We start from the raw sequence: 19,942 nt of genomic DNA on the forward strand, positions 1-19,942 counted from the left end.
CTATTCTTCCACATAGTTTTTACATGGAGGAACTAATTAAACCTAGATTAAAGTGTCTTTATAAGTTGATAAACTAATAGTATGAATTAAACATATCATGCTTATATGGTGTGTTATGAGTTGAGGAGAGCTATTGTTATTGGATTAGATTGTGCTCCTCCAAGAATACTATATGATGAACTGAGAAACGAGCTAAACGTTCTCGGCAAACTAGTTGGTGAGGGCCAAAGATATATTATGCGATCCAGTCATCCACCGATAACTATTCCTGCATGGATGGTTATGGCAACAGGTAAGACCCCAGGAGAGCTTGGATTATATGGTTTTAGACATAGAGTTCTTGGTAGTTATGATAAAATGTATATAGCGGACTCAACTAGGATAAGAGAAGAACCTATATGGAATACTCTGGGAAAACACGGTGTAAACAGTATTGTTGTAGGTGTTCCACCATCATATCCGCCGAGACCAATAAAGGGGTATTTGATCAGTGACTTCATAACACCTGATCATACGAAAAGATATACTTGGCCACCATGGCTCAAAAAAGAAATAGAGAATAGATTCGGACCATACATATTCGATGTAGTATTCAGAATAGAGGATCGAGATAAAGTAGCTAAAGGATTATGGGAGATGACAGAGCAACACTTCAAAGTACTAGAATATTTATTAACAAATAAGAAATGGGGGTTTGCATGGTTTGTTGAGATAGGTGTTGATAGATTACATCATGCTTTCTGGAAATACTGGGACCGTAATCATCCAAAACACGTTTCAGGCAATAAATATGAGCAAATTATCCCTAGCTATTATAAGTTTCTCGACGAGAAAATAGGTTCGCTCCTAGAAAAAATACCTAAAGACACACTCGTATTCATAGTCTCTGATCACGGAGCTAAAGCTATGAAGGGAGCATTCGTTGTTAACCAGTGGCTTGAAGAAAAAGGATATTTAAAGCTTAAGAAGAAGCCTGAAAAACCCGGTGAAGACTTGAAACCTAACATGATAGACTGGGATCACACTAAGGTATGGGGTTGGGGCGGATATTATTCTAGGTTCTTCATAAACGTTAAGGGTAGAGAACCTAATGGAATAGTTGAGCCAAGCGATGTTCCTGAATTAATAGAGGAGCTAAAAGATGAGCTGAGAAAAATCAAGGGTCCAAATGGAGAGGTATGGAATACTAAAGCATATGCTCCTCGAGAACTATATCCAGTAGTTAAGGGAGATCCTCCTGATATGATGGTTTACTTCGATGATCTAAGCTGGAGAGCTGCGGGAACAATTGGTTGGAACACTTTGTATTTAGAGGAAAACGATAAGGGGCCTGATGATGCTGTTCACGACTGGTATGGTGTGTTCACAATATATGATCCTGAGGAAACTATTGAATCTGGAGATAAAGGCATTATAGATATTCATAGAATTAAGGATAAAATGATACAATATATTATGGAGGATAAAAAAATAGTGTGATAAGTATTTCTAGGTGAGGCATTTATGGTGAAAATAATAGATACAACGCTTCGAGACGCTCACCAATCACTATTAGCAACTCGTTTCCGCACAAGAGATATGCTGGAAATAGCTGATCTAATAGATAAGGCTGGATTCTATAGTTTAGAAGTGTGGGGAGGAGCAACATTTGATGCTGCTATTAGGTTTCTACGAGAAGATCCATGGGAGAGGCTTAGACTTATACGTGAAAATGTAAGGAATACAAAGCTTCAAATGCTTCTCCGAGGACAAAATCTTGTAGGCTACAGACATTACCCCGACGATGTTGTGGAGAAATTTGTTGAGTTAGCATATAAGAATGGAATAGATATTTTCAGAGTGTTTGATGCATTAAATGATCCGAGAAATATGAAGACTAGTATTAGGAAAGCTAAAGAGGTTGGAGCAATTGTTCAAGGAGCTATGTGCTATACTATAAGCCCTGTTCACACCATTGATTACTATCTCAAATTCGCAGAAGAACTACTCGCCATGGATGTAGATATGATCACGATTAAAGACATGGCTGGCATACTAGAACCTCACAAAGCATACGAGCTAGTATCAGCTTTAAAGAAAGAATTCAAAGTCCCAGTAAATGTCCACACACATGCCACAGCAGGATTAGCTGTTGCAACTTACCTAGAAAGCGTGAAGGCGGGTGCAGACTATATAGATACAGCTATATCCCCCCTAGCATTTGGAACTGCTCAGCCAGGAATTCAAACAGTATACTATGCATTGCCATCAGATAAAAGACCGAGTATTCGATTAGATATTATAGATAAGATATCGAAAAAACTCACAAAGTTTATCGAGGAAAAATACCAACACCTACTAAATTGGAGAATACTATTACCAAACCCCAACGTGATTATACATCAAATACCTGGCGGAATGTTCTCTAACTTAATAGCTCAGCTAAGAGAGCAAAATGCTCTAGACAAACTAGACGCTGTCCTAGAAGAAGTTCCCCGTGTAAGAGAAGAACTTGGATGGCCCCCACTAGTTACTCCATTATCACAAATAGTTGGTACACAAGCAGTCCTAAACGTATTATTTGGAAGATACAAGATCATACCTAAGGAGACTAAGAACTATGTTAAAGGCTTATATGGCAGACCCCCTGCACCTATTAAGGAGGAAATTAAAAAGCTTATTCTCGGAGACGAGAAACCAGTAACTGTTAGACCAGCAGATCTATTGGAGCCAATGCTTGATAAGTGTAGAAGCGTATTAGTTGAGAAAGGGTATTTGGAGAAAGAAGAAGATATACTTACCTACTGCTTGTTCCCTGAAACAGCTCTAGAATTCTTCGAGGCAAGGAGGAAAGGAGAGATCGAAAAACCAGTTGTTAAAGAGGAGAAGCCTAGGAAAGTTATTAAGTTATACATTGATGGACAAGAATATATTGTCGGAGTTGAGGGTGTAAACATAGATGTTATTAAATCCATAGCACCTATCCCCACTATAGCTCCTGTCCCCCTAGCTGGAGCCCAAGCATCATCAACTATAACATCCACATCCATAACTAGTAGCGAAACCAGTTATAGAGGCGAACCAGTAAAGGCTCCAATGGCTGGGAAAATATTGAAGATACTTGTCAAGCCCGGAGATAAAGTTGCTAAGGGTAGTAAAGTAGTCATATTGGAGTCTATGAAGATGTCAACAGATATATTAGCACCTATCAGTGGTGTTGTCGAGAAAATAATGGTTAAGGAGGGAGATGATGTTGAAGCAGGCGATATTCTATTAACTATATTGCCTAAGTAAAACTATTTCCTACTGTATAAATAACACTTGACAAAGTGATCTTTCTCATATTCTATAAGCTCTGGCTCTGTTTTTTCACATATGTCCATTTTGAATGGGCATCTTGGATGAAAACGACAACCAGGAGGCGGATTTATTGGGCTGGGTGGTTCTCCTGGAACTTTTAATTTTTCTCTCTTCCTAGTAATTTCTGGATCAGGTATTGGTATTGCAGAGAATAATGCCTTCGTATATGGGTGAAGTGGTTTCTCGAATACTTCTTCGGCTGGTCCATACTCGACTATTTGTCCTAGATACATTACTGCTATCCAGTCACTCATATATCTAACAACTCCTAGATCATGGCTTATAAATAAGTAGGTGAGATTATATTTTCTCTGAAGCTCTTTTAACAAGTTTAGAATCTGTGCTTGAACAGATACGTCTAGAGCTGATGTTGGTTCATCTAATACTATGAATTCAGGGTTTAATGCTAATATTCTAGCAATCGCTATTCTCTGCCTCTGCCCTCCACTGAACTCGTGGGGGTAGCGGTATAGGTGTGACTCGTTTAAGCCTACCTGGTATAATAGGTTTACAACAAATTTCTCTGGATCAGAAACTTTTAGCTTATAGACTTTAACTGGTTCATAAATTATATCGAATACTGTCATTCTAGGGTTCAAACTACTATATGGGTCTTGGAAAACCATTTGAGCTTTCTTACGGAACTCTCTTAGTTCTTTACCTTTGAGTTTAAAGATGTCTTTTCCTTCAAAGAATACTTTACCACTAGTAGGCTTCAATAATCTAAGAACTAGTCTACCAACAGTTGTTTTCCCACAACCACTCTCTCCCACAAGTCCCATTGTTTTCCCACGTTCAATCTCGAAAGAGACTCCATCAACTGCTTTCACGTAGCCTTTCGTGAAAAATATACCTTTCACTGGGAAATACTTTTTTAAATCAACAACTTTTAGTAATGGATCACCCATTTTCAAGCACCTTCGGAACTCTTTTTCTCACCATATAACCAACAAGCTATTCTATGACCAGGCCCTACCCATATATCTGGAGGCCTCTCCCTCTCACATATGTCCATTTTGAATGGGCATCTTGGATGAAAACGACAACCAGGAGGCGGATTTATTAGGTTTGGAACTGTTCCAGGTATTGATTCTAGCTTTTCCATCTTAGTTAATGGGTTTGGTACTGCTCTAAGTAGTGCCTTTGTATATGGGTGATACGGGTTCTTAAATAATTCATAAATATCTGCTTCCTCAACTATTCTACCAGCATACATTACAGCAACACGATCACACATATCCGCTACAAGCCCCATATTATGAGTGATAAGTAGAACAGTTAGGTTTTCTCTCTCCTTTAATTTCTTTAAGAGATCCATTATTTGGTCTTGAACCGTTGCATCTAGCGCTGTTGTAGGCTCATCTGCTATTACTAGTTTAGGGTTGTTGCTGAGAGATATTCCTATAACAGCTCTCTGCTTCATACCACCGCTTAATTCGTGTGGATAATTCTTTACTCTAGTTTCTGCATCAGGCATTAATACTTTCCTCAGTATCTCTACAGCTTTACGTATTCCCTCCTTTATCGATCTTATCCTATCATGTTCATACATTGTTTCTGATACTTGGTAGCCAATAGTATATAGCGGGTCAAGACTTGCTGAAGGATCTTGGAAAATATATGATATTTCCGAGCCACGAATCTTTCTTAGATCGTTTTCGCTGAGCTGTAACAAGTTTATAGGTTTTGCTCCTGGTTCTGGATAGTATAGGACTTCTCCTTTTTCTATTTTGCCAGGGGAGCGTATGAGTCCTGTGAGTGATTTAGCTGTTACTGATTTACCACATCCAGTTTCTCCTACTAGGCAGTATGTTTCTCCACGGCATATCTTAAAGCTTACACTATCAATTGCCTTAACTATTCCAGCATATGTGTAGAAGTTAACGTATAGGTCTCTAACCTCAATAATTGGGTCACATTTTATACTCATTTCTTCCCACCCTTCTTCTTTTTAAGTTTAAATTCTACGCTTCTACGAGTCTTGGGATCTAAGACGTCTCTTAAAGTATCACCTATAAGGTTGAATCCCAGGACAGTCAACAAAATCATTAGTCCCGGATAAAACACTAGCCACCAAGAGTTTGGGAAATACTGGGATCCATCATTTATTATGCGTCCCCAATCAGCTATTGGTGGAACAGCTCCAACACCCAAAAAGCTAAGTCCTGCCTCTGTCAATATTACTCCTCCAAAGTCTAGTGTAAGATAAACCAGTACAGGTCCAAGTATATTGGGGAAGATATGTCTCAACAATATCCATCTAGTAGGTACTCCAAGAGCTCTCGCAGCTTCAACATATACATTCTCCCTCGCAGACAATACTAATCCGCGGACAAGCCTTGCATATCCTGGCCACCAAACTATCCATAAAGCAATTATTACGCTTACCAAGTAAGCCATTGCGCCTGCATGCTGTGGTTTTAGAGCAAATAGTGATAGGAAGAAATCACGTATTGTAGGGTTAGCGTTTAGGAAATCCTGAATCCTCGGTGGAAGTACAGCTGAGAACGCTATTGCAAGTATTAAGCCTGGGAATGCTAGGAATATATCTGTAAGCCTCATTAATGCTTCATCTATTTTACCACCATAATAACCTGCTATAAGGCCAATTGCTATCCCGATCCATGGACCTACAAGCATCACGAGTATAGCTACTACTAAGCTTGTTCTAGCACCATACAGTATTCTACTTAACAAGTCTCTACCATAATCGTCTCCTCCAAGAAGCAATGTATAGTTTCCAGGCTTAACTCCGAAAAACTGTGATAAACTATTATTTGGTATTGTTATCACTGTGCCTGGGGGAGCAAGGTATGCTTTCTTATCAAATGATGAAAGAGGCAAGTCATAACTGAATGGAGCAATGAAGGGACCAATTATTGCAATGACTAGGAATATTATGACTAGGAAGAAACCTATTAGTCCCGGAGGCGATCTGTTAAATGCGTAAGCCATTAGTTTCCATTCATCTATTCTAGCCTTGTTTCTCCTATACCATCCAGGTCTTATCTTGTCCATTAGCTTAGCATATCCATCTATTATCTTATCCATTATTTTATCAAGTATTTTCTTCTCATATACTTCCTCACTCATAGTTTACCACCTAGATCCTAATATCTAACTCTTGGATCAATGAATGCATAGAGTATATCAACTATCAGGTTAGCTGTAAGATATATTAGTGCAACAAAGAATACAGCACCCATTAATGCAAGGTAGTCGTATTGATTAATAGCGTTCAACATATAGTTTCCAAGACCTGGTAGTCCAAAAACCCTCTCTGTAATGGGTGCACCTCCAAGTAATCCTCCAAACATTAATCCCAGAACAGTCACTACGGGTACAAGAGCATTTCTAAAGATGTGGCGGTAAATTCTTAGTTTTCTTAATCCCCTAGCTATAGCGTATTCTGTGTAATCAGCGTTCATAGCGTCTAGGAAACTATTCCTCACAATCCTAGCTGTAACACCTATACCCATGAAGCCCAATATGAAGCCTGGCAATGAATACCTCTTAAATATCTCGGCTAGCATTGGAAAATCTAAACGTATTAATGCATCAATTAATGGAACACCTGTATATGAGTATGAAGGCTTGGGTGTTCCTGCCAAAGTTATCCATCCTAGCTGGGTGAAGAACAAGAATATTAGTAGATAAGCTAGCCAGAATACTGGAGTAGATACCCCTATTAATGCTAGAATACGAACAGTTGTATCAACCCATGAATCCCTCTTTAAAGCAGCAAGTATGCCTAGAGGTATACCAATTATTATAATGTATATAAACGCAATAATTGTTAACTGGAACGTTACTGGAAACTTTTTAGCGAGATCATCCCATATATAATGATGAGTTACAGGGCTAACCATTTGATTAGTAAATAACTTATACATTACGAAATAATATCTTTCAAGTATATTCCCCTCCAAATGATACTCCTTCTTTAACTGCTCCACCACCTTAGGATTAGCTTTTTCACCTCCAGCCCACATTCTAGCAGGATCTGTTGGTATCACAGCCGCTATTACGAAAACAATGAAAGTAACACCTATCAATGTAGGTATAAACGTTAGTAAGCGGCGAACAAGGAAACGTTTTAGCTCCGCCATTTCAATACCACCAATACTCTTCTAGGAAAGAAAGAATGATTATTTGTGTTTAAAAAAATATTTTGAAATAAATTTATCTACCATCATCTTGTCAACCGCTAAACACTTGTTGAGCTTCACTAACAGAACTTACTACTTTAAACTCTAATATACTGAACTGAGTTCCACCATAGAATAATGGTCCAGCATAATCGTCTGGATCTAGGTAGTCCGGTGCCCAACCAATAATATATACGTCAAAGTCTCCTTTCTCAGTCTTAGTTAGCAAAGTTCCCCACTGCAATGCTCTAACTGTTACTTGGAATCCTAGTTGTCCCCAATAAGTTTGAAGTAGAGTAGCAATTTTCTCACGCTGGGTGTTTCCTGAGTTATACCATATTTCAAAGCTGTACTTTGTTGGATCAATTCCTGCCTGCTGTATTAATTGTTGAGCTTTTGCGAGGTCGAAGGTATACTTTGTCACTATGTCATCATTATGTCCTGGGAATCCTGCTGGGATAACACCGTACAGTCTCTCGAGGTAACCTGCATATACGTCTTCCTTGATCCTATCGAAGGGTATAGCATACATTAAGGCTTGTCTTACTAATTTGTTATTGAATGGTTCTTTATTAGCATTTAACACTATGTAAACTATTGTAGGCTCTAATGCGCCTTTTTCAACAATTATTTTATGGTTGGAATTGGGGAACTGGTATCCTTCAATGTCTTTGAGTCTATCTACAGGTATTGCGCCTACATCTGCTTGTCCAGCCTTTAATATTTCTATTCTGGAGACTGCGTCATCGTTTATCAAATATATTGTTCTCTCATGTATTGGCTTACCATTCTCACCGTATGGACTAGTGTTCCATAGTGTTTTGTTCCAGTAGTATGGATTATATTCTAGGACTATGTAGCTGTTCTCCTCGTATTCCTTAATATAGTATGGACCTGTTCCTACAGGGTATTGATGAATATATAAATGTGTAGGTTCTTGTTCGCCTACACCAATATAGTTTGCCCATGCAGATGGGTTCTTACCATTATTACTATCAGAAAGTGCTTGATCATACTTTCCTTTCAGCTCATCGACATTGTCAAAGAAGTATTTCATAGGAATAACTGATGCAAAGGGATCAGCTAATATGCTGAGTACTGCGCCATAGGGATAGTATAGTTTTAGCTTAACTACTCCCGCCGTGTCTCCAGAATATCCGAATAATTGTAATAACTCGTTCAGAGATTTTGGCTCGACTGTTTGTCCCTTGTATTCAGCAACTAATCCACCGTTCTGTAGTAGCTGGTTGAATTCATCCTCTGTTAATACACTACTAGAGTTTACATCGAAGAACTCCGTTATCATCCAGCTTGGATCAAGCTGTAATCTGGCAATCCTCCATATAGAGAATAATACGTCGACAGCTGATATATCATAGGTTACATTATGCCATGGATCAAAAGCTTTTACGCCACCTCTAATAACGAAGTACCATTCAGTACCGTTCTTATTGTGAGCCCATGCTACAGCTAGATCTGGTACAATATGCTCTGTATCGGTCTTCCAATAAGTTACCAGTGTATCACCTATGTTATGCCATATTTCCCATCCAAAAGTCTCATAATCAGCTGCAGGATCAAATGTGTCAGGCCATCCGAATGTGATTATGGAGTATGTGTGTTGATCATTGACATAGTTGCCGATACCTATCTGAACAGATGGTGCGTCTGGGTCTTCCCATAATAAATCATATCTCTCAGCAAGAGTGGGGTGATAGTATCTTCCATGTAGCCAGTCCCAATAGTTTCTTACCAACACATATTGTCCAAGCCACAATATTGGTACTTCTTCATTGCTTAGCTTATGGACAGCTTCATATATTTGATACCTTATAAATGGATCAGTTGCTTTCCTAGCAGCTATAATTAGAGCATCAACTGTATAGTTTCTATAAAATGCTGGATCAATGTCGACAAACCCTGTACTATTCTCTATAGGCTTAGTCTTTGCTTCATCAACCTCATATGAAACAACAATAATCTTCTTATCGCTGGGAAGTTGGGGAACAACGCTTCCCTTTGGACCAACAACTACATATGCTTGACTAGTCTCTATGACAAGTGCCTTGGGACCTGTTGGAGTAGTAGTTGTAGTTGTGGTCGATGAAGTGGTTGTGGTAGTAGTTGTGGTAGGCGGAGTAGTAGTTGTAGTAGTTAATGGGGGAGTAGTTGTGGTTGTGGTTTGTTGTCCTCCGCCTTGGAATGCGAAATATGCTGCTAGAATACCTATTACTACTATGACTACAATTATGATTGCTGTTGTTGTCCTAGTTAGGGCTTTGAGACGTTTCGTATACATACATCCCACCCATGTGTTATACCATGTCTTATAGAAGAAGTAAGCGATATATATAAGTCTTATGTTTTGATACATATATGTAATAGGGTGTATATAATTGGGTGTAAAAATAAGTATACCATACAATATATTTAGAGGCAAAAAAATGAATATTGGGCTAGATGCTTATTTTTGGAAACAAGTTTCTAAACCCTATAGGAGAACATTATTTGTTAGACCAATAAATAAGCTTAAAGGCTCGCCGGAACATTCAACAATAGTTTTACCTTCAAGAATTAATCATTCAGATCAAATGAATGATCTATGGGAAATAATTTCCATAGTTAAACATGAAAAAATAAAACTAGCTTCAAAACATCAGAGATGGAAACTTGCAAGGTTCTTTCTCATCCCATTACCCAGTAAAATGGGCGATACCTCAACTCTTACAGAACTAGTATACGCTGAACAAATAGCTAAAGATATCGTTTCATCAAATATTAAATTCCATAGCATAGGATGGCTAGTCATAGAATATGATGAAGTAAAATCCAAAATATTCTTAGGAAAAAAGGTTGATAAAATATATCAATGGTTACTGGAAAATGATGAAAGTTTCAGAAATGAATTTAATAAGATCATAGCAGGAAAACACTAAGCAATTGATCCTGTTAAACAATGCAAACAAACTCTCCCCGCTTATCTTAATTTTCAATTCTTAATTAGAACATTCACTAGGTATAATAACCATTAATATTTAATGCTTCGAATATTATATTTCAGCCTTGACTATAATGATTTTATGGCAGAGATGGTTTGAGCTTATTATTTTTAAAACAGGCATTCTAACAAAAAATAGTTTAATTATAAATATTTGATTATATGAATTCGAAGTATATTCCAGCTGGTACATCATAGTAGCATGGACCACACCAGAAGCACCACCATGGAGGATCTTGTTTATATTGATATTTACTAATCCTCATATAGACGTACTCATAAATATCATAGTCTCCAGGAATATTGGGGTCATCTCCATGATTATATATGCCTCCATAGATGAATACCTGGGGTCCTTGAGCTGATATTGATGTTTGGAATGTTGATGCAAAAGCTACGGCTACAGCGCATCCCATGCCTCCAGTAGGTAATCCTAAGGCACTACATATGCCTAGTGCTGCGATGGAGCCAGCAGATATGCCTATTTCAAAGTCGGAACCACACTCATCATAGTAATTAAATATTTGTGGAAAAGACACATACTCGCCTGGATCTAGTTTGCCATCGTCTAGGTATGTATCAGGTATTTGGAGCAGGGTTTCATTGGTTCCCTCATAGAACTTTTCCATCAAGTTTTCATCGGGTAAACCAAGGTCACTACCTCCCTCAATGTTTGAGCCATAGGTCAGGATGTCTGTGATAACGTTTTCAACGTCACCGCCGAAGTATTCACAGTAAAGGAAGTTGCTGTCGCATAAATATACATTGTATACTTTATATATTGGTCTAGCCCATATCCAAGCCCACCATTGCTGGTTGGGAGCAAGTTCTTTTTCTACATAATAATAGTATGTTTCACCACCCCATGTGAACCCTGATCCTTTCCACAAGTTAACATTCGGCGCTACTCCATTTGATATCTTAGATAATATTTCGCCTGTTGTAAATGTTGGATATACCCCTATCTCCCCCTTCTGCACACCAATATTTATTGAAACCCCAACTGACCCACTATAGCTTAGTTTATTCCATGCTATGAGCACTGGTGTTTTAACGTATAGTTTTCCACCCACATTTTTAAAGTAGTCGCTTGGAAGTTCTGAGGTTATATTCTCCGGTTTTATTTCGAATACAGGTATTCTAATAAAAACAGGAAAAGGCAATTGATCAAGCTTAACTTCTCTCGCTATTCTCTCAGCTGTCATAGCTGTAATATAGGAGGTATCAATTTTAAGGGCTGTAAGAGAATGCTTTGCTAAGTGTATGGTGTATTTCATGGTTTTTCTATTAATAATGTCTACTGGTTTATATGTTATTGAATCATATAGTTGGTATAGTATCTCACCAGTCTTCTTATTATATATAAATGCCCTTATGATCAATCCACTATATGTCTTGTCCTGATCACCCCTTCTAGCCTTATATGTCTCAACCCATCCCCTAGCAATTTTCAATAGTTTCTCTGCAGGTATGAATATAGTGTTTGAACCCTGGAATACTCCTTTATAAATAACTTTTAAATCACCATTATAGATTGGTGGAACTATTGCTGAAACTTCGACTTGTAAAACAACATTCCCATTGCTAAATAAACTCGTATCATCGATAACTGTGTTGTTCGCAAAGTTATATAGTTTGAACTTCAAGTACATTCCCGGATTAGCCACGTATACGTTGGAAACAATACTGATCGACCCACCCAATACAGCAGATACAATGATCAAAATCATCAAAACAGAACTGGATTGGAAACGCATCGTATCACCATGAATAATATTATTTACAATACCAAAAAAATTTCGCCATTTTATATATTGAAAACTATAATTAATTAGTGTTATATTTGCATCACAGTATTTGATTTATACGTTTAGTAGCATATATAGTGATAATGCTATCGCTAATTCTATATTTCGTATAAGAAATAAATAATAAACTCTTCTAAAATAACTTTAAAGGAAAATCTAGTAAAATGGTCTCTAGGGAATAATGAAAGCTTTAGGAAAGTATTAGAGAGTAGTTATAGATGAGGAATACTAATTTATTTACTGTATAAACGAGTCTAATGTTGTCTTGTTTTTAGATGGTTCTGCAAAGCCGGGTATGCAATCTACATTGTATTTTCTGCATAGCTTCATTGTTTCGTAAATGAATCTCTTCCATGGATAATTCCTAGCTATAAATAATATTTTATGAAGGGGGTGGCTTCTATTATACATGAATTTCTTAATATGAATACGGTCTATCAATATCTTGCTCCCTGTTTCCCTTGCTAACTCTATTATTTTAATCCTTGTATCTAGATCATCGTTATAGCCTGGTATTACTGGTCCATAAAATATCCATGTATCAATGCCTTTAGAAGATAATTGTTTTAAAGCATATGCCCGCATAGATGGTGGGGATGCTTTAGGCTCATATATTCTAGATTTTTTATCATTTAGAGAAGTAATTGTAAAACCAACATCAACACTATGCTTATGTTTCGTTAATAAATCAATGTCTCTTAGAATAAGAGTGTTTTTTGTCTGAATACTTATATGGAATCCATGACTTAGGAGAAGTTCTATTGACTTCCTTGTTAACCTATATATTGCTTCAACAGGCTGGTATGGATCAGTTATCGTTCCAACCCCTACAATACCTCTTCGAAGATATTTAATCTCCTTCTCGAGAACATTGATTAAGTTTTTCTTGACAGCAATTATTTCTCCCCAATTCTCCCTGATCTCCTTGATCCAAGTATATAGTCTAGCATAACAATATATGCATCCATGATAACAACCCATGTAAGGATTCAAAGCATAGTCTAGATCTGGTAAACCGCTTCTACTTAGGGCTTTCTTTACATTGATGAAAATTATCTTCATTGCTTCAATCACTTATTCTATGATACAAGTATTTATCTATTGTTTCAATGTAGAGTATTCTTTTCAAGAGCCTAGATGAATTTATCCATTTCTCAGCTCCTAGCTTTGTTTCTTTATCGATAAACTCTAATACTTCCTTTATATTGTTAGTTTTGAGAACTGGTTTGCTTCTCATCATTGCTCTAATGTTTTCTCTGACAAACCATACACCGATAGGTATATTGAATCCTGGATAAATTTCTCGTAGCACAATTGCTATTGCTTGTTTTCTCCTCTTATACAGGTGTTCTGCTATGGCTAGTCTTGTAGCATAATAGCATCCTCCTATTTCAGGATACGTTGTCCTACCCTTGAATCCTTCATAGTCTCCCTCAACTACTACTTCTCTCTCGCTAGGATTCCAAGTTGACCCAGGCCACCAAGCCTCCATCCATTCAAAGCTCCATTTTCCAGGATAAAGTATTGCTATGAATAAGTTATCATAGTATTTTCTCACATATACCTCGATCTCCGTGATCTCATCGTATTCTTTTATTTTCTCAATTAAATACTTAGATATAGTATCATCTACAGCAGTAATACTCCACCTTGTAGGTACAAGTCTTCTTTTACGCTGAACACCTAAAGCTCCAACACTAAATATTCTCTGAATAATAGTGACTGGTATATTATGCCTATAAAGCTCAATGATCGCATTTGTAGCTTTTAAGTCCTTGTCTTGATAAACCCTATCAATAATCCTTGGTATTTTTGGATTACTAACAACTCTAACATTTTTAACAGGTGCTCTAGGACCCTGTGGGGGCTCGTATTCGCTGAAAATAATTAATGGTTTCGGGGGCTTCTCTAAATAAACCTCTACATCTACTGGTTTAATAGATAATATTATCTCATGTATTTTCTCGATGAATGAATCTGATAAGTCATTTACTCTATGTTTTCTAGAACCAGTTATTAAGCTCCAGCGATAATCCAGTATCTTCTCTAGTTTTAATCCCAACCATTTCTCTGGTAAATCATAGATGCTTGTATCACCTGTTTCTGGAGGAATAGAGGGTCCAATATTTACATATGGATAACCATGCCTACCAACAAATACCGAGGGGGGACTGCTTCCAAATAATTCCCTTGATCCAACAACTCTCCTCAACTTATAAGTAGCCATACGCCTAGCTAGTAATGGACAATAACTTAGACCACACCATCCCCTACCACGACAAACAGCACAAAGCTTCGGATCTATTCTTAACCAAGGACTCCTCCCACTCATAACCATAAACCTGTACCATAAATTAGCTGGAAAACTATTTCTCAACATAGTTATTTCTAAATACCTACTAATAATAATAGACTATTTAAAACGTGAATTACATAATACGTTAGGTAATTATGGGTAGAGACTAAAAATATGTCTACTTTTCTCTATGAATGTTTATTTCGACAACACTTGAATCAGCTTCAACTACTATGTCTATTCTGGAATTTGATTTATCATAGTCCTCATCAATATATTCTCTAGTCTTCTCGCCTTCGATATTAATATATCCATAGCTTCCATGAATAACTGCCTTGATCCTAGTATTTTCAGGAACATATATGTTGAGGTTTAGTACTGATGAATCTGATTTAATTTTCAAATATGATGTTCCAATAAAGTTGCTGTATTTTAATTCTATGTTTGCATTTGAGGAATCGGTTGTGAAGGAGATGTTTGATTCTCTCAGATCATGTATTTTTATTGAAGCATTAGAGGAATCTATGAATGATTTAACGTTTTTAGTGATTCTTAGTGTTCCATTGATATTAGAGGAATCTATATTGATCACTGCTTCTTCGAAAGTTAATGGAAGATATAATTTACCTGAAGCAGTATCGCTTCGTACCTCTAATTTATCCATATTCTTATCTATTGATACGAAACCTTCAATGCTTCTCTTACCTTCAAAAACAGTTTTGTTGCCGCTATTGAATATTGATATGCTTGACGAATCTATAGTCATATCCAATGCTTTTAGACTACTAAAACTATTTACTTCTATATGTACAGGTATTTTCTCATGACCTTTATTCATTGTTTTAGACATAGTCTTCGACATGGTCTTAGATATACCTGATAATATACTTTTAACTAAACCATTTAATAAGCCAGCAACAAATCCCCCGCCTCTACCAATTAATCCAATATCTCCTGATCTTATCTCAATTAATGGTTTAAGATTTGATGGAGCATCAATAAATAATACATCATTAACTCCTTCTAAGACGCATTCGAGAACTTCTTCGGGCATATCCTCGATCTTGAACATTAATATGTCTGAAACATATATCTTCTTACCTTCATGGCATAGCTTCTCTGCTAATCCTCGTGTAAGTGTAAATTCTATTTTATCAGAAACTCTGATAATTCCTGCAGGCTTAGATGCTTTATTCCAAGTAATTTCCTCCTCTATTCTCTCATCGCTAAGCATTTTTAATGCTTCATAGAGTTTCCATCCCTTCTCTGTTAGACGGTATTCTCCCGTTTTAGGATCTTTCTCTACTATTCCACGCAACATTTTCAAGTGAAAAGCAAATGTTCCACTATCTTCCACACCAGTGATTCTCATTAGCTCAGTATAGCTTAGATGTTTCTTCTCAGCTAATGCTCTTATAATATCTCTTCTAACTCTATGTGCTAATGCTTTCAAATAATTCTCAATATTTTCGTTACTCATGAATTATTCACCATTAAATAAATATATGTGATTCCACAAGGATAACATTTTTGAGAAGAAAAATACACTGTTATTTGTTGATTTTACTCAACAAAAATTATAGGATAAAAAACGAGGTATTTTTCATAAGGGAACTTATGGATTATTTCTCGATTTCATAGCTGATTGCAGATACTGGACAGGCATCTACTGCTGATTTAACACATTCCAACAAATCCTCTGGAACTTTACCTATAGATATGTGATCGTCTATTTTCTCCGTATATTTTTCTACAACCCTGTTCTTACCATTATCTTCTCCTAGAACGAATACTTCGGGACATGTAGCTGGTGCTACTCCGCATCCTATACATGTGTCTCGATCAACTATTACTTTAACATAGCCCATTATAGAACACTCCTCCATTAGTGTTTCAGCTATAAATAGTTATTTCCGCCGTTCTATTATATAGATTATTGCTTCATGGATAAAATGTTCTAGATCTTCAAACATATCAATCTTCACCAATAATAGCTGATATTGATGGTGATGGGGAAAACGAGATCATATTTGGGCTCTATACAGGAGAATTTGTCATAGTGAATGTTACTAAGCCTAGTGGTTTATTCCGCGAGGTTGAATGGCTTTATAACACTGATGCTCCAATAATGGCTTCACCAGCTATAAGTGATGTAGATAATGATGGGTTGCTCGAGATACTTGTGGGTAGTAGAGACTATAACATGTATTGTTTTAAGGGATTATTAGCTGAGAACAAAGCAACCACAACAATCTCAACAACTGCCACGACTACAAATACATTCACAAGCCTATCTCAAACAACAACCTCATCATCCACAACGACTACAGTGAAAACAACGATTATTTCCCACACATCAACAACTACCACAACCCAGGCAACAACCATAATGAATACTGTGAAGCAACCTATAGAATCAACTACTACTAAGAAAATAGGATTACCTACTGCAACCGGTCATTATAAACCATTAATCAACTGGGGACTTGTAATCCCGGCATTAATAGTAGCTGTTATCATTGTTTTAATAGTATATTATAAGACTAAATAGTTTCATAGAAATTATAAAGATAAGAAGAGAAAGAGAAAAAGAATTATTTTGAATACTTTTATATGCTTAGTTCCTCAAGTATTTTCTTGCGATCAACTATTTCCCTCTTCTTCTTGAAGAGTCTTGTTGAGAAGTATCTTGCAGCATAGTCTGGCAATATAGTTACAACTTTCTTTCCTTTACCTAATCCATGGCTTCTTCCAAGCTTTATTGCTGATACAACGTTTGCACCACTACTTATTCCTACAGGTAATGCTTCAAGACGCGCTATTTTCCTAGCCATCATTATTGCTTCCTCACTTGTAGATGTTACAAAATCGTCTAGGAGGTGCTTATATCGTTTAACAATGTCTGGCACGAATCCGTCTCCAACACCTTCTATTTCGTGCCTACCCCATGGTCCCTCCTTGCCTGTCTTAAACCAATATGCTGCTACGGGGCATTCAGCTGGCTCAGCTCCTGCTACTATTACGTTTTTACATTCCTCCTTAAGCCTCTTAGCTACACCCATCAATGTCCCGCCTGTTCCTACTTGTGCAACGAAGGCGTCGGGGCATCCAATCTGGTCTAGGATTTCTTTACCGGTTGTCTCGTAGTGTGCTTGAACATTTGCTTCATCACTCCATTGATCGAAGAAATAGTATTTATCAGGATTTTCTTCTGCAAGTTTTTTAGCGGTCTCCAATGCTGTTCCAGCATCACTTTCGCCGCCAGGTGTGAATAAGAAGTCTGCACCAAATAGTCTCATCAACATGAATCTCTCAGCACTCATTTCCTCCGGGATAACAATTAATACTTTTAATCCAAAATAGCTGCCGAGAGCTGAGAAAGATATTCCTGTATTCCCAGTTGTTGGCACAACAATTGTCATTCCAGGTTTTAGTTCTCCCTTATCCATTGCTTTTTTGATCATATAGTAAGCCATACGATCCTTGACGCTTCCAGTTGGGTTCATGAACTCTGCTTTAGCCCATATTTCAAAGTCTACATTTTGATCCTTTTCTATCCTTTGTAGTCTGATAATAGGTGTTTTACCGATGCATTCAATTACATTATTGCATACTCGTAGACTCATTACATCCACATCCTCCAATCATTTATTGGTTATTCCTATATATCGTATTTACAAGAATAAATGTCTAACCACATATAAAGAATCTTTGTTACTTCTTGGACTCACTCCTACTTATTTTCTAGTTTTCATTTTATAATCCACATATTTATCGAATATTTTTGTATTGACAACACCATGGACATATATATGTTCTATACATGATCATATATAATTAAACGAGTACGAAGGCGTATATTATTTATTCCCTACCACCGATAAATTATTATTAAGCAGGTTAGAGGTGAGTAATCTTACCAAGATTCGACATATATAGGCCTAAGAGCCTCGAAGACGCACTAGAATTCCTAGATAAACACAGTGGTGAAGCAAAACCTCTTGCCGGCGGAACAGAACTCATAATATTGATCAGGGATAGAAGAATACCTATACCGAAATATTTAGTCGACCTCAACGCTATAAAGAAGGAGCTATCATTCGTTGAGAAAAAAGATGACGGGATCCATATAGGTGGTGGAACAACACTTTACGAGTTAAGCAAGACTTTTCTACACAAAGACAAGAGATTTGCAGGATTCGTAGATGTATATAAGAAATTCGGTACTCTAGCACTAAGATTCGAAGCCACAGTGGCTGGGAACCTAGTATCTGCTACACAATACAATGACTATATCACCCTCCTACTAGTATATGATGCGAAACTAAGACTAGTAAGTGTTAATGGAGAAAGAATAGTGAAGCTTGAAGATTTCCTAATAGATAAGAGAAAAGTTGATCTAAAACCTAACGAGCTAATATATGAAATAATATTTCCAGAGCCACCAATTAATAGTAGCAGTAGCTTCATAAAGTTTGATAGGAGAGAACTATTAATAGCTGGAGTAGTTACTGGTGCAACTTTCCTAGCACTCGAAGACAACAAAATCACTGATGTTAAGATAAGTTTTGACATGGTTAGAGAGAAGAGAATTCCTGGTAGAGCAAGGAAGACAGAAGAGTTCTTGAAAGGCAAGGAGTTCAGCAAGGAGATACTCGAGAAAGCCGCTGAAGAAGTTCTACCCACGGAAATGGAGAGAGTAACAGATTGGTGGACAACTGCTGAATACCGTATGGATATGTCTAAGGTGGTTTTGAAGAGAAACCTATTAAGAGCATATGAAAGGATTAAGGGGTGAGCATGATGGAAGAAAAACTTGTAAAGGTTAATTTAAAAGTTAATGGAAAAGAATACACATTAGAAGTCCCGCCATATGAGAGACTATTAGATACACTACGATATAGACTGGGATTAACCAGTGTTAAAGAAGGTTGTGGAAGAGGAGAATGTGGAACATGTATAGTCTTGGTAAACGGTAATCCTAGACACTCCTGCCTAACATTAACAGCTACACTCGACGGTGCAGAGATAACGACTCTTGAAGGACTAGCTCCTGAAGGAAAACTCCACGCTATACAAGTAGCTTTCCTAGAGACTCGTGGTGTACAGTGCGGATTCTGTACGGGCGGGTTTATGTTGATGGCTAAAGCATTATTGGATAGAAACCCTGATCCAAGCTATGAAGAAATAAAGGAATGGCTAAGTTCAACGCTTTGCCGCTGTGGAAGCTACCACTACTATTTCGCAGCTGTCAAGTTAGCGGCGAAGTACTTGAAGGAGGGGAAGATCTATTTTGATGAGAAAGAGATCCGTAACAAATACTATATGAAAGTTGTTGGGAGGTGAAAATTGT

The 19,942-nt window shown here is 37.2% G+C and carries 17 protein-coding genes; 6 read left to right on the plus strand and 11 right to left on the minus strand.

Translation table 11 applies throughout. The annotated features are described in order from the left end of the window. Positions 1–120 precede the first annotated feature (120 nt). Together SMAR_RS01715 and oadA are read left to right on the plus strand one after the other, a co-directional pair. A complete protein-coding gene (locus SMAR_RS01715) occupies positions 121–1,479 on the plus strand; it encodes an alkaline phosphatase family protein (protein ID WP_011838643.1) in 1,359 nt (452 codons plus the stop codon). Positions 1,480–1,503: 24 nt separating this feature from the next. After that, entirely contained in the window at positions 1,504–3,273 is a 1,770-nt protein-coding gene (oadA, locus tag SMAR_RS01720) for a sodium-extruding oxaloacetate decarboxylase subunit alpha (protein WP_011838644.1), read from the plus strand. A gap of 2 nt (positions 3,274–3,275) precedes the next feature. Here the strand turns inward: oadA and SMAR_RS01725 are convergent, their stop codons facing one another. The 5 genes from SMAR_RS01725 to SMAR_RS01745 form a co-directional block, all read right to left on the minus strand. Then, positions 3,276–4,247: an ABC transporter ATP-binding protein gene (locus tag SMAR_RS01725; protein WP_011838645.1), complete on the minus strand. Its 972-nt coding sequence runs from the start codon at positions 4,245–4,247 to the stop codon at positions 3,276–3,278. Positions 4,248–4,249: 2 nt separating this feature from the next. Further along, positions 4,250–5,269, minus strand: a complete 1,020-nt coding sequence (locus SMAR_RS01730; protein WP_011838646.1) for an ABC transporter ATP-binding protein — start codon at positions 5,267–5,269, stop codon at positions 4,250–4,252. Next, entirely contained in the window at positions 5,266–6,432 is a 1,167-nt protein-coding gene (locus tag SMAR_RS01735) for an ABC transporter permease (RefSeq protein ID WP_011838647.1), read from the minus strand. Before SMAR_RS01735 ends, SMAR_RS01730 begins: the two co-directional genes overlap by 4 nt. A gap of 17 nt (positions 6,433–6,449) precedes the next feature. Continuing rightward, a complete protein-coding gene (locus SMAR_RS01740) occupies positions 6,450–7,448 on the minus strand; it encodes an ABC transporter permease (RefSeq protein ID WP_011838648.1) in 999 nt (332 codons plus the stop codon). 91 nt (positions 7,449–7,539) lie between these two features. Further along, on the minus strand, positions 7,540–9,786 hold the full coding sequence (locus SMAR_RS01745; RefSeq protein ID WP_011838649.1) for an ABC transporter substrate-binding protein: 2,247 nt from the start codon (positions 9,784–9,786) through the stop codon (positions 7,540–7,542). A gap of 97 nt (positions 9,787–9,883) precedes the next feature. On the opposite strand from SMAR_RS01745, the gene SMAR_RS01750 reads away from it, so the two are divergent. Next, on the plus strand, positions 9,884–10,423 hold the full coding sequence (locus SMAR_RS01750; RefSeq protein ID WP_011838650.1) for a hypothetical protein: 540 nt from the start codon (positions 9,884–9,886) through the stop codon (positions 10,421–10,423). Positions 10,424–10,643: 220 nt separating this feature from the next. Here the strand turns inward: SMAR_RS01750 and SMAR_RS01755 are convergent, their stop codons facing one another. The 5 genes from SMAR_RS01755 to SMAR_RS01775 all read right to left on the minus strand — a co-directional run bounded on the left by SMAR_RS01755 (position 10,644) and on the right by SMAR_RS01775 (position 16,457). Next, positions 10,644–12,242, minus strand: coding sequence for a hypothetical protein (locus SMAR_RS01755; RefSeq protein ID WP_011838651.1), 1,599 nt, complete (start codon positions 12,240–12,242; stop codon positions 10,644–10,646). 288 nt (positions 12,243–12,530) lie between these two features. Beyond that, positions 12,531–13,355 carry an SPL family radical SAM protein gene (locus SMAR_RS01760; RefSeq protein WP_011838652.1) on the minus strand — a complete coding sequence of 275 codons (825 nt, stop codon included), beginning with the start codon at positions 13,353–13,355 and terminating at the stop codon, positions 12,531–12,533. A gap of 4 nt (positions 13,356–13,359) precedes the next feature. Further along, positions 13,360–14,625, minus strand: a complete 1,266-nt coding sequence (locus SMAR_RS01765; RefSeq protein WP_011838653.1) for an Nre family DNA repair protein — start codon at positions 14,623–14,625, stop codon at positions 13,360–13,362. A 142-nt stretch (positions 14,626–14,767) separates the two neighbouring features. Next, positions 14,768–16,069 (minus strand): winged helix-turn-helix domain-containing protein, encoded by a 1,302-nt coding sequence (locus tag SMAR_RS01770; RefSeq protein ID WP_011838654.1) that lies wholly within the window; start codon positions 16,067–16,069, stop codon positions 14,768–14,770. A 142-nt stretch (positions 16,070–16,211) separates the two neighbouring features. Continuing rightward, positions 16,212–16,457 carry a ferredoxin gene (locus SMAR_RS01775; RefSeq protein ID WP_011838655.1) on the minus strand — a complete coding sequence of 82 codons (246 nt, stop codon included), beginning with the start codon at positions 16,455–16,457 and terminating at the stop codon, positions 16,212–16,214. A 191-nt stretch (positions 16,458–16,648) separates the two neighbouring features. Here SMAR_RS01775 and SMAR_RS01780 point away from each other — a divergent pair, with 191 nt between their 5' ends. Further along, positions 16,649–17,140, plus strand: a complete 492-nt coding sequence (locus SMAR_RS01780; protein WP_011838656.1) for a hypothetical protein — start codon at positions 16,649–16,651, stop codon at positions 17,138–17,140. 58 nt (positions 17,141–17,198) lie between these two features. On the opposite strand, the gene SMAR_RS01785 is transcribed toward SMAR_RS01780, so the two are convergent. After that, positions 17,199–18,215 (minus strand): PLP-dependent cysteine synthase family protein, encoded by a 1,017-nt coding sequence (locus tag SMAR_RS01785; protein ID WP_011838657.1) that lies wholly within the window; start codon positions 18,213–18,215, stop codon positions 17,199–17,201. Positions 18,216–18,502: 287 nt separating this feature from the next. On the opposite strand from SMAR_RS01785, the gene SMAR_RS01790 reads away from it, so the two are divergent. After that, positions 18,503–19,387 (plus strand): FAD binding domain-containing protein, encoded by an 885-nt coding sequence (locus tag SMAR_RS01790; protein ID WP_244372494.1) that lies wholly within the window; start codon positions 18,503–18,505, stop codon positions 19,385–19,387. Between the two features lie 5 nt (positions 19,388–19,392). Continuing rightward, on the plus strand, positions 19,393–19,935 hold the full coding sequence (locus SMAR_RS01795; protein ID WP_011838659.1) for a (2Fe-2S)-binding protein: 543 nt from the start codon (positions 19,393–19,395) through the stop codon (positions 19,933–19,935). Positions 19,936–19,942 lie beyond the last annotated feature (7 nt).

Origin of the sequence: Staphylothermus marinus F1, assembly GCF_000015945.1 — an archaeon.
In the GTDB taxonomy this organism is placed as follows: Archaea; Thermoproteota; Thermoprotei_A; order Sulfolobales; family Desulfurococcaceae; genus Staphylothermus; species Staphylothermus marinus.

What these genes read in the sequence shown, in the direction of transcription:
- SMAR_RS01795 (WP_011838659.1), top strand. Translation starts at nt 19,393, where the DNA reads ATGGAAGAAAAACTTGTAAAGGTTAATTTAAAAGTTAATGGAAAAGAA.
- SMAR_RS01785 (WP_011838657.1), bottom strand. Translation starts at nt 18,215, where the DNA reads ATGAGTCTACGAGTATGCAATAATGTAATTGAATGCATCGGTAAAACA.
- SMAR_RS01735 (WP_011838647.1), bottom strand. Translation starts at nt 6,432, where the DNA reads ATGAGTGAGGAAGTATATGAGAAGAAAATACTTGATAAAATAATGGAT.
- SMAR_RS01725 (WP_011838645.1), bottom strand. Translation starts at nt 4,247, where the DNA reads ATGGGTGATCCATTACTAAAAGTTGTTGATTTAAAAAAGTATTTCCCA.
- SMAR_RS01740 (WP_011838648.1), bottom strand. Translation starts at nt 7,448, where the DNA reads ATGGCGGAGCTAAAACGTTTCCTTGTTCGCCGCTTACTAACGTTTATA.
- SMAR_RS01770 (WP_011838654.1), bottom strand. Translation starts at nt 16,069, where the DNA reads ATGAGTAACGAAAATATTGAGAATTATTTGAAAGCATTAGCACATAGA.
- SMAR_RS01730 (WP_011838646.1), bottom strand. Translation starts at nt 5,269, where the DNA reads ATGAGTATAAAATGTGACCCAATTATTGAGGTTAGAGACCTATACGTT.
- oadA (WP_011838644.1), top strand. Translation starts at nt 1,504, where the DNA reads ATGGTGAAAATAATAGATACAACGCTTCGAGACGCTCACCAATCACTA.
- SMAR_RS01745 (WP_011838649.1), bottom strand. Translation starts at nt 9,786, where the DNA reads ATGTATACGAAACGTCTCAAAGCCCTAACTAGGACAACAACAGCAATC.
- SMAR_RS01775 (WP_011838655.1), bottom strand. Translation starts at nt 16,457, where the DNA reads ATGGGCTATGTTAAAGTAATAGTTGATCGAGACACATGTATAGGATGC.
- SMAR_RS01760 (WP_011838652.1), bottom strand. Translation starts at nt 13,355, where the DNA reads ATGAAGATAATTTTCATCAATGTAAAGAAAGCCCTAAGTAGAAGCGGT.
- SMAR_RS01755 (WP_011838651.1), bottom strand. Translation starts at nt 12,242, where the DNA reads ATGCGTTTCCAATCCAGTTCTGTTTTGATGATTTTGATCATTGTATCT.
- SMAR_RS01765 (WP_011838653.1), bottom strand. Translation starts at nt 14,625, where the DNA reads ATGAGTGGGAGGAGTCCTTGGTTAAGAATAGATCCGAAGCTTTGTGCT.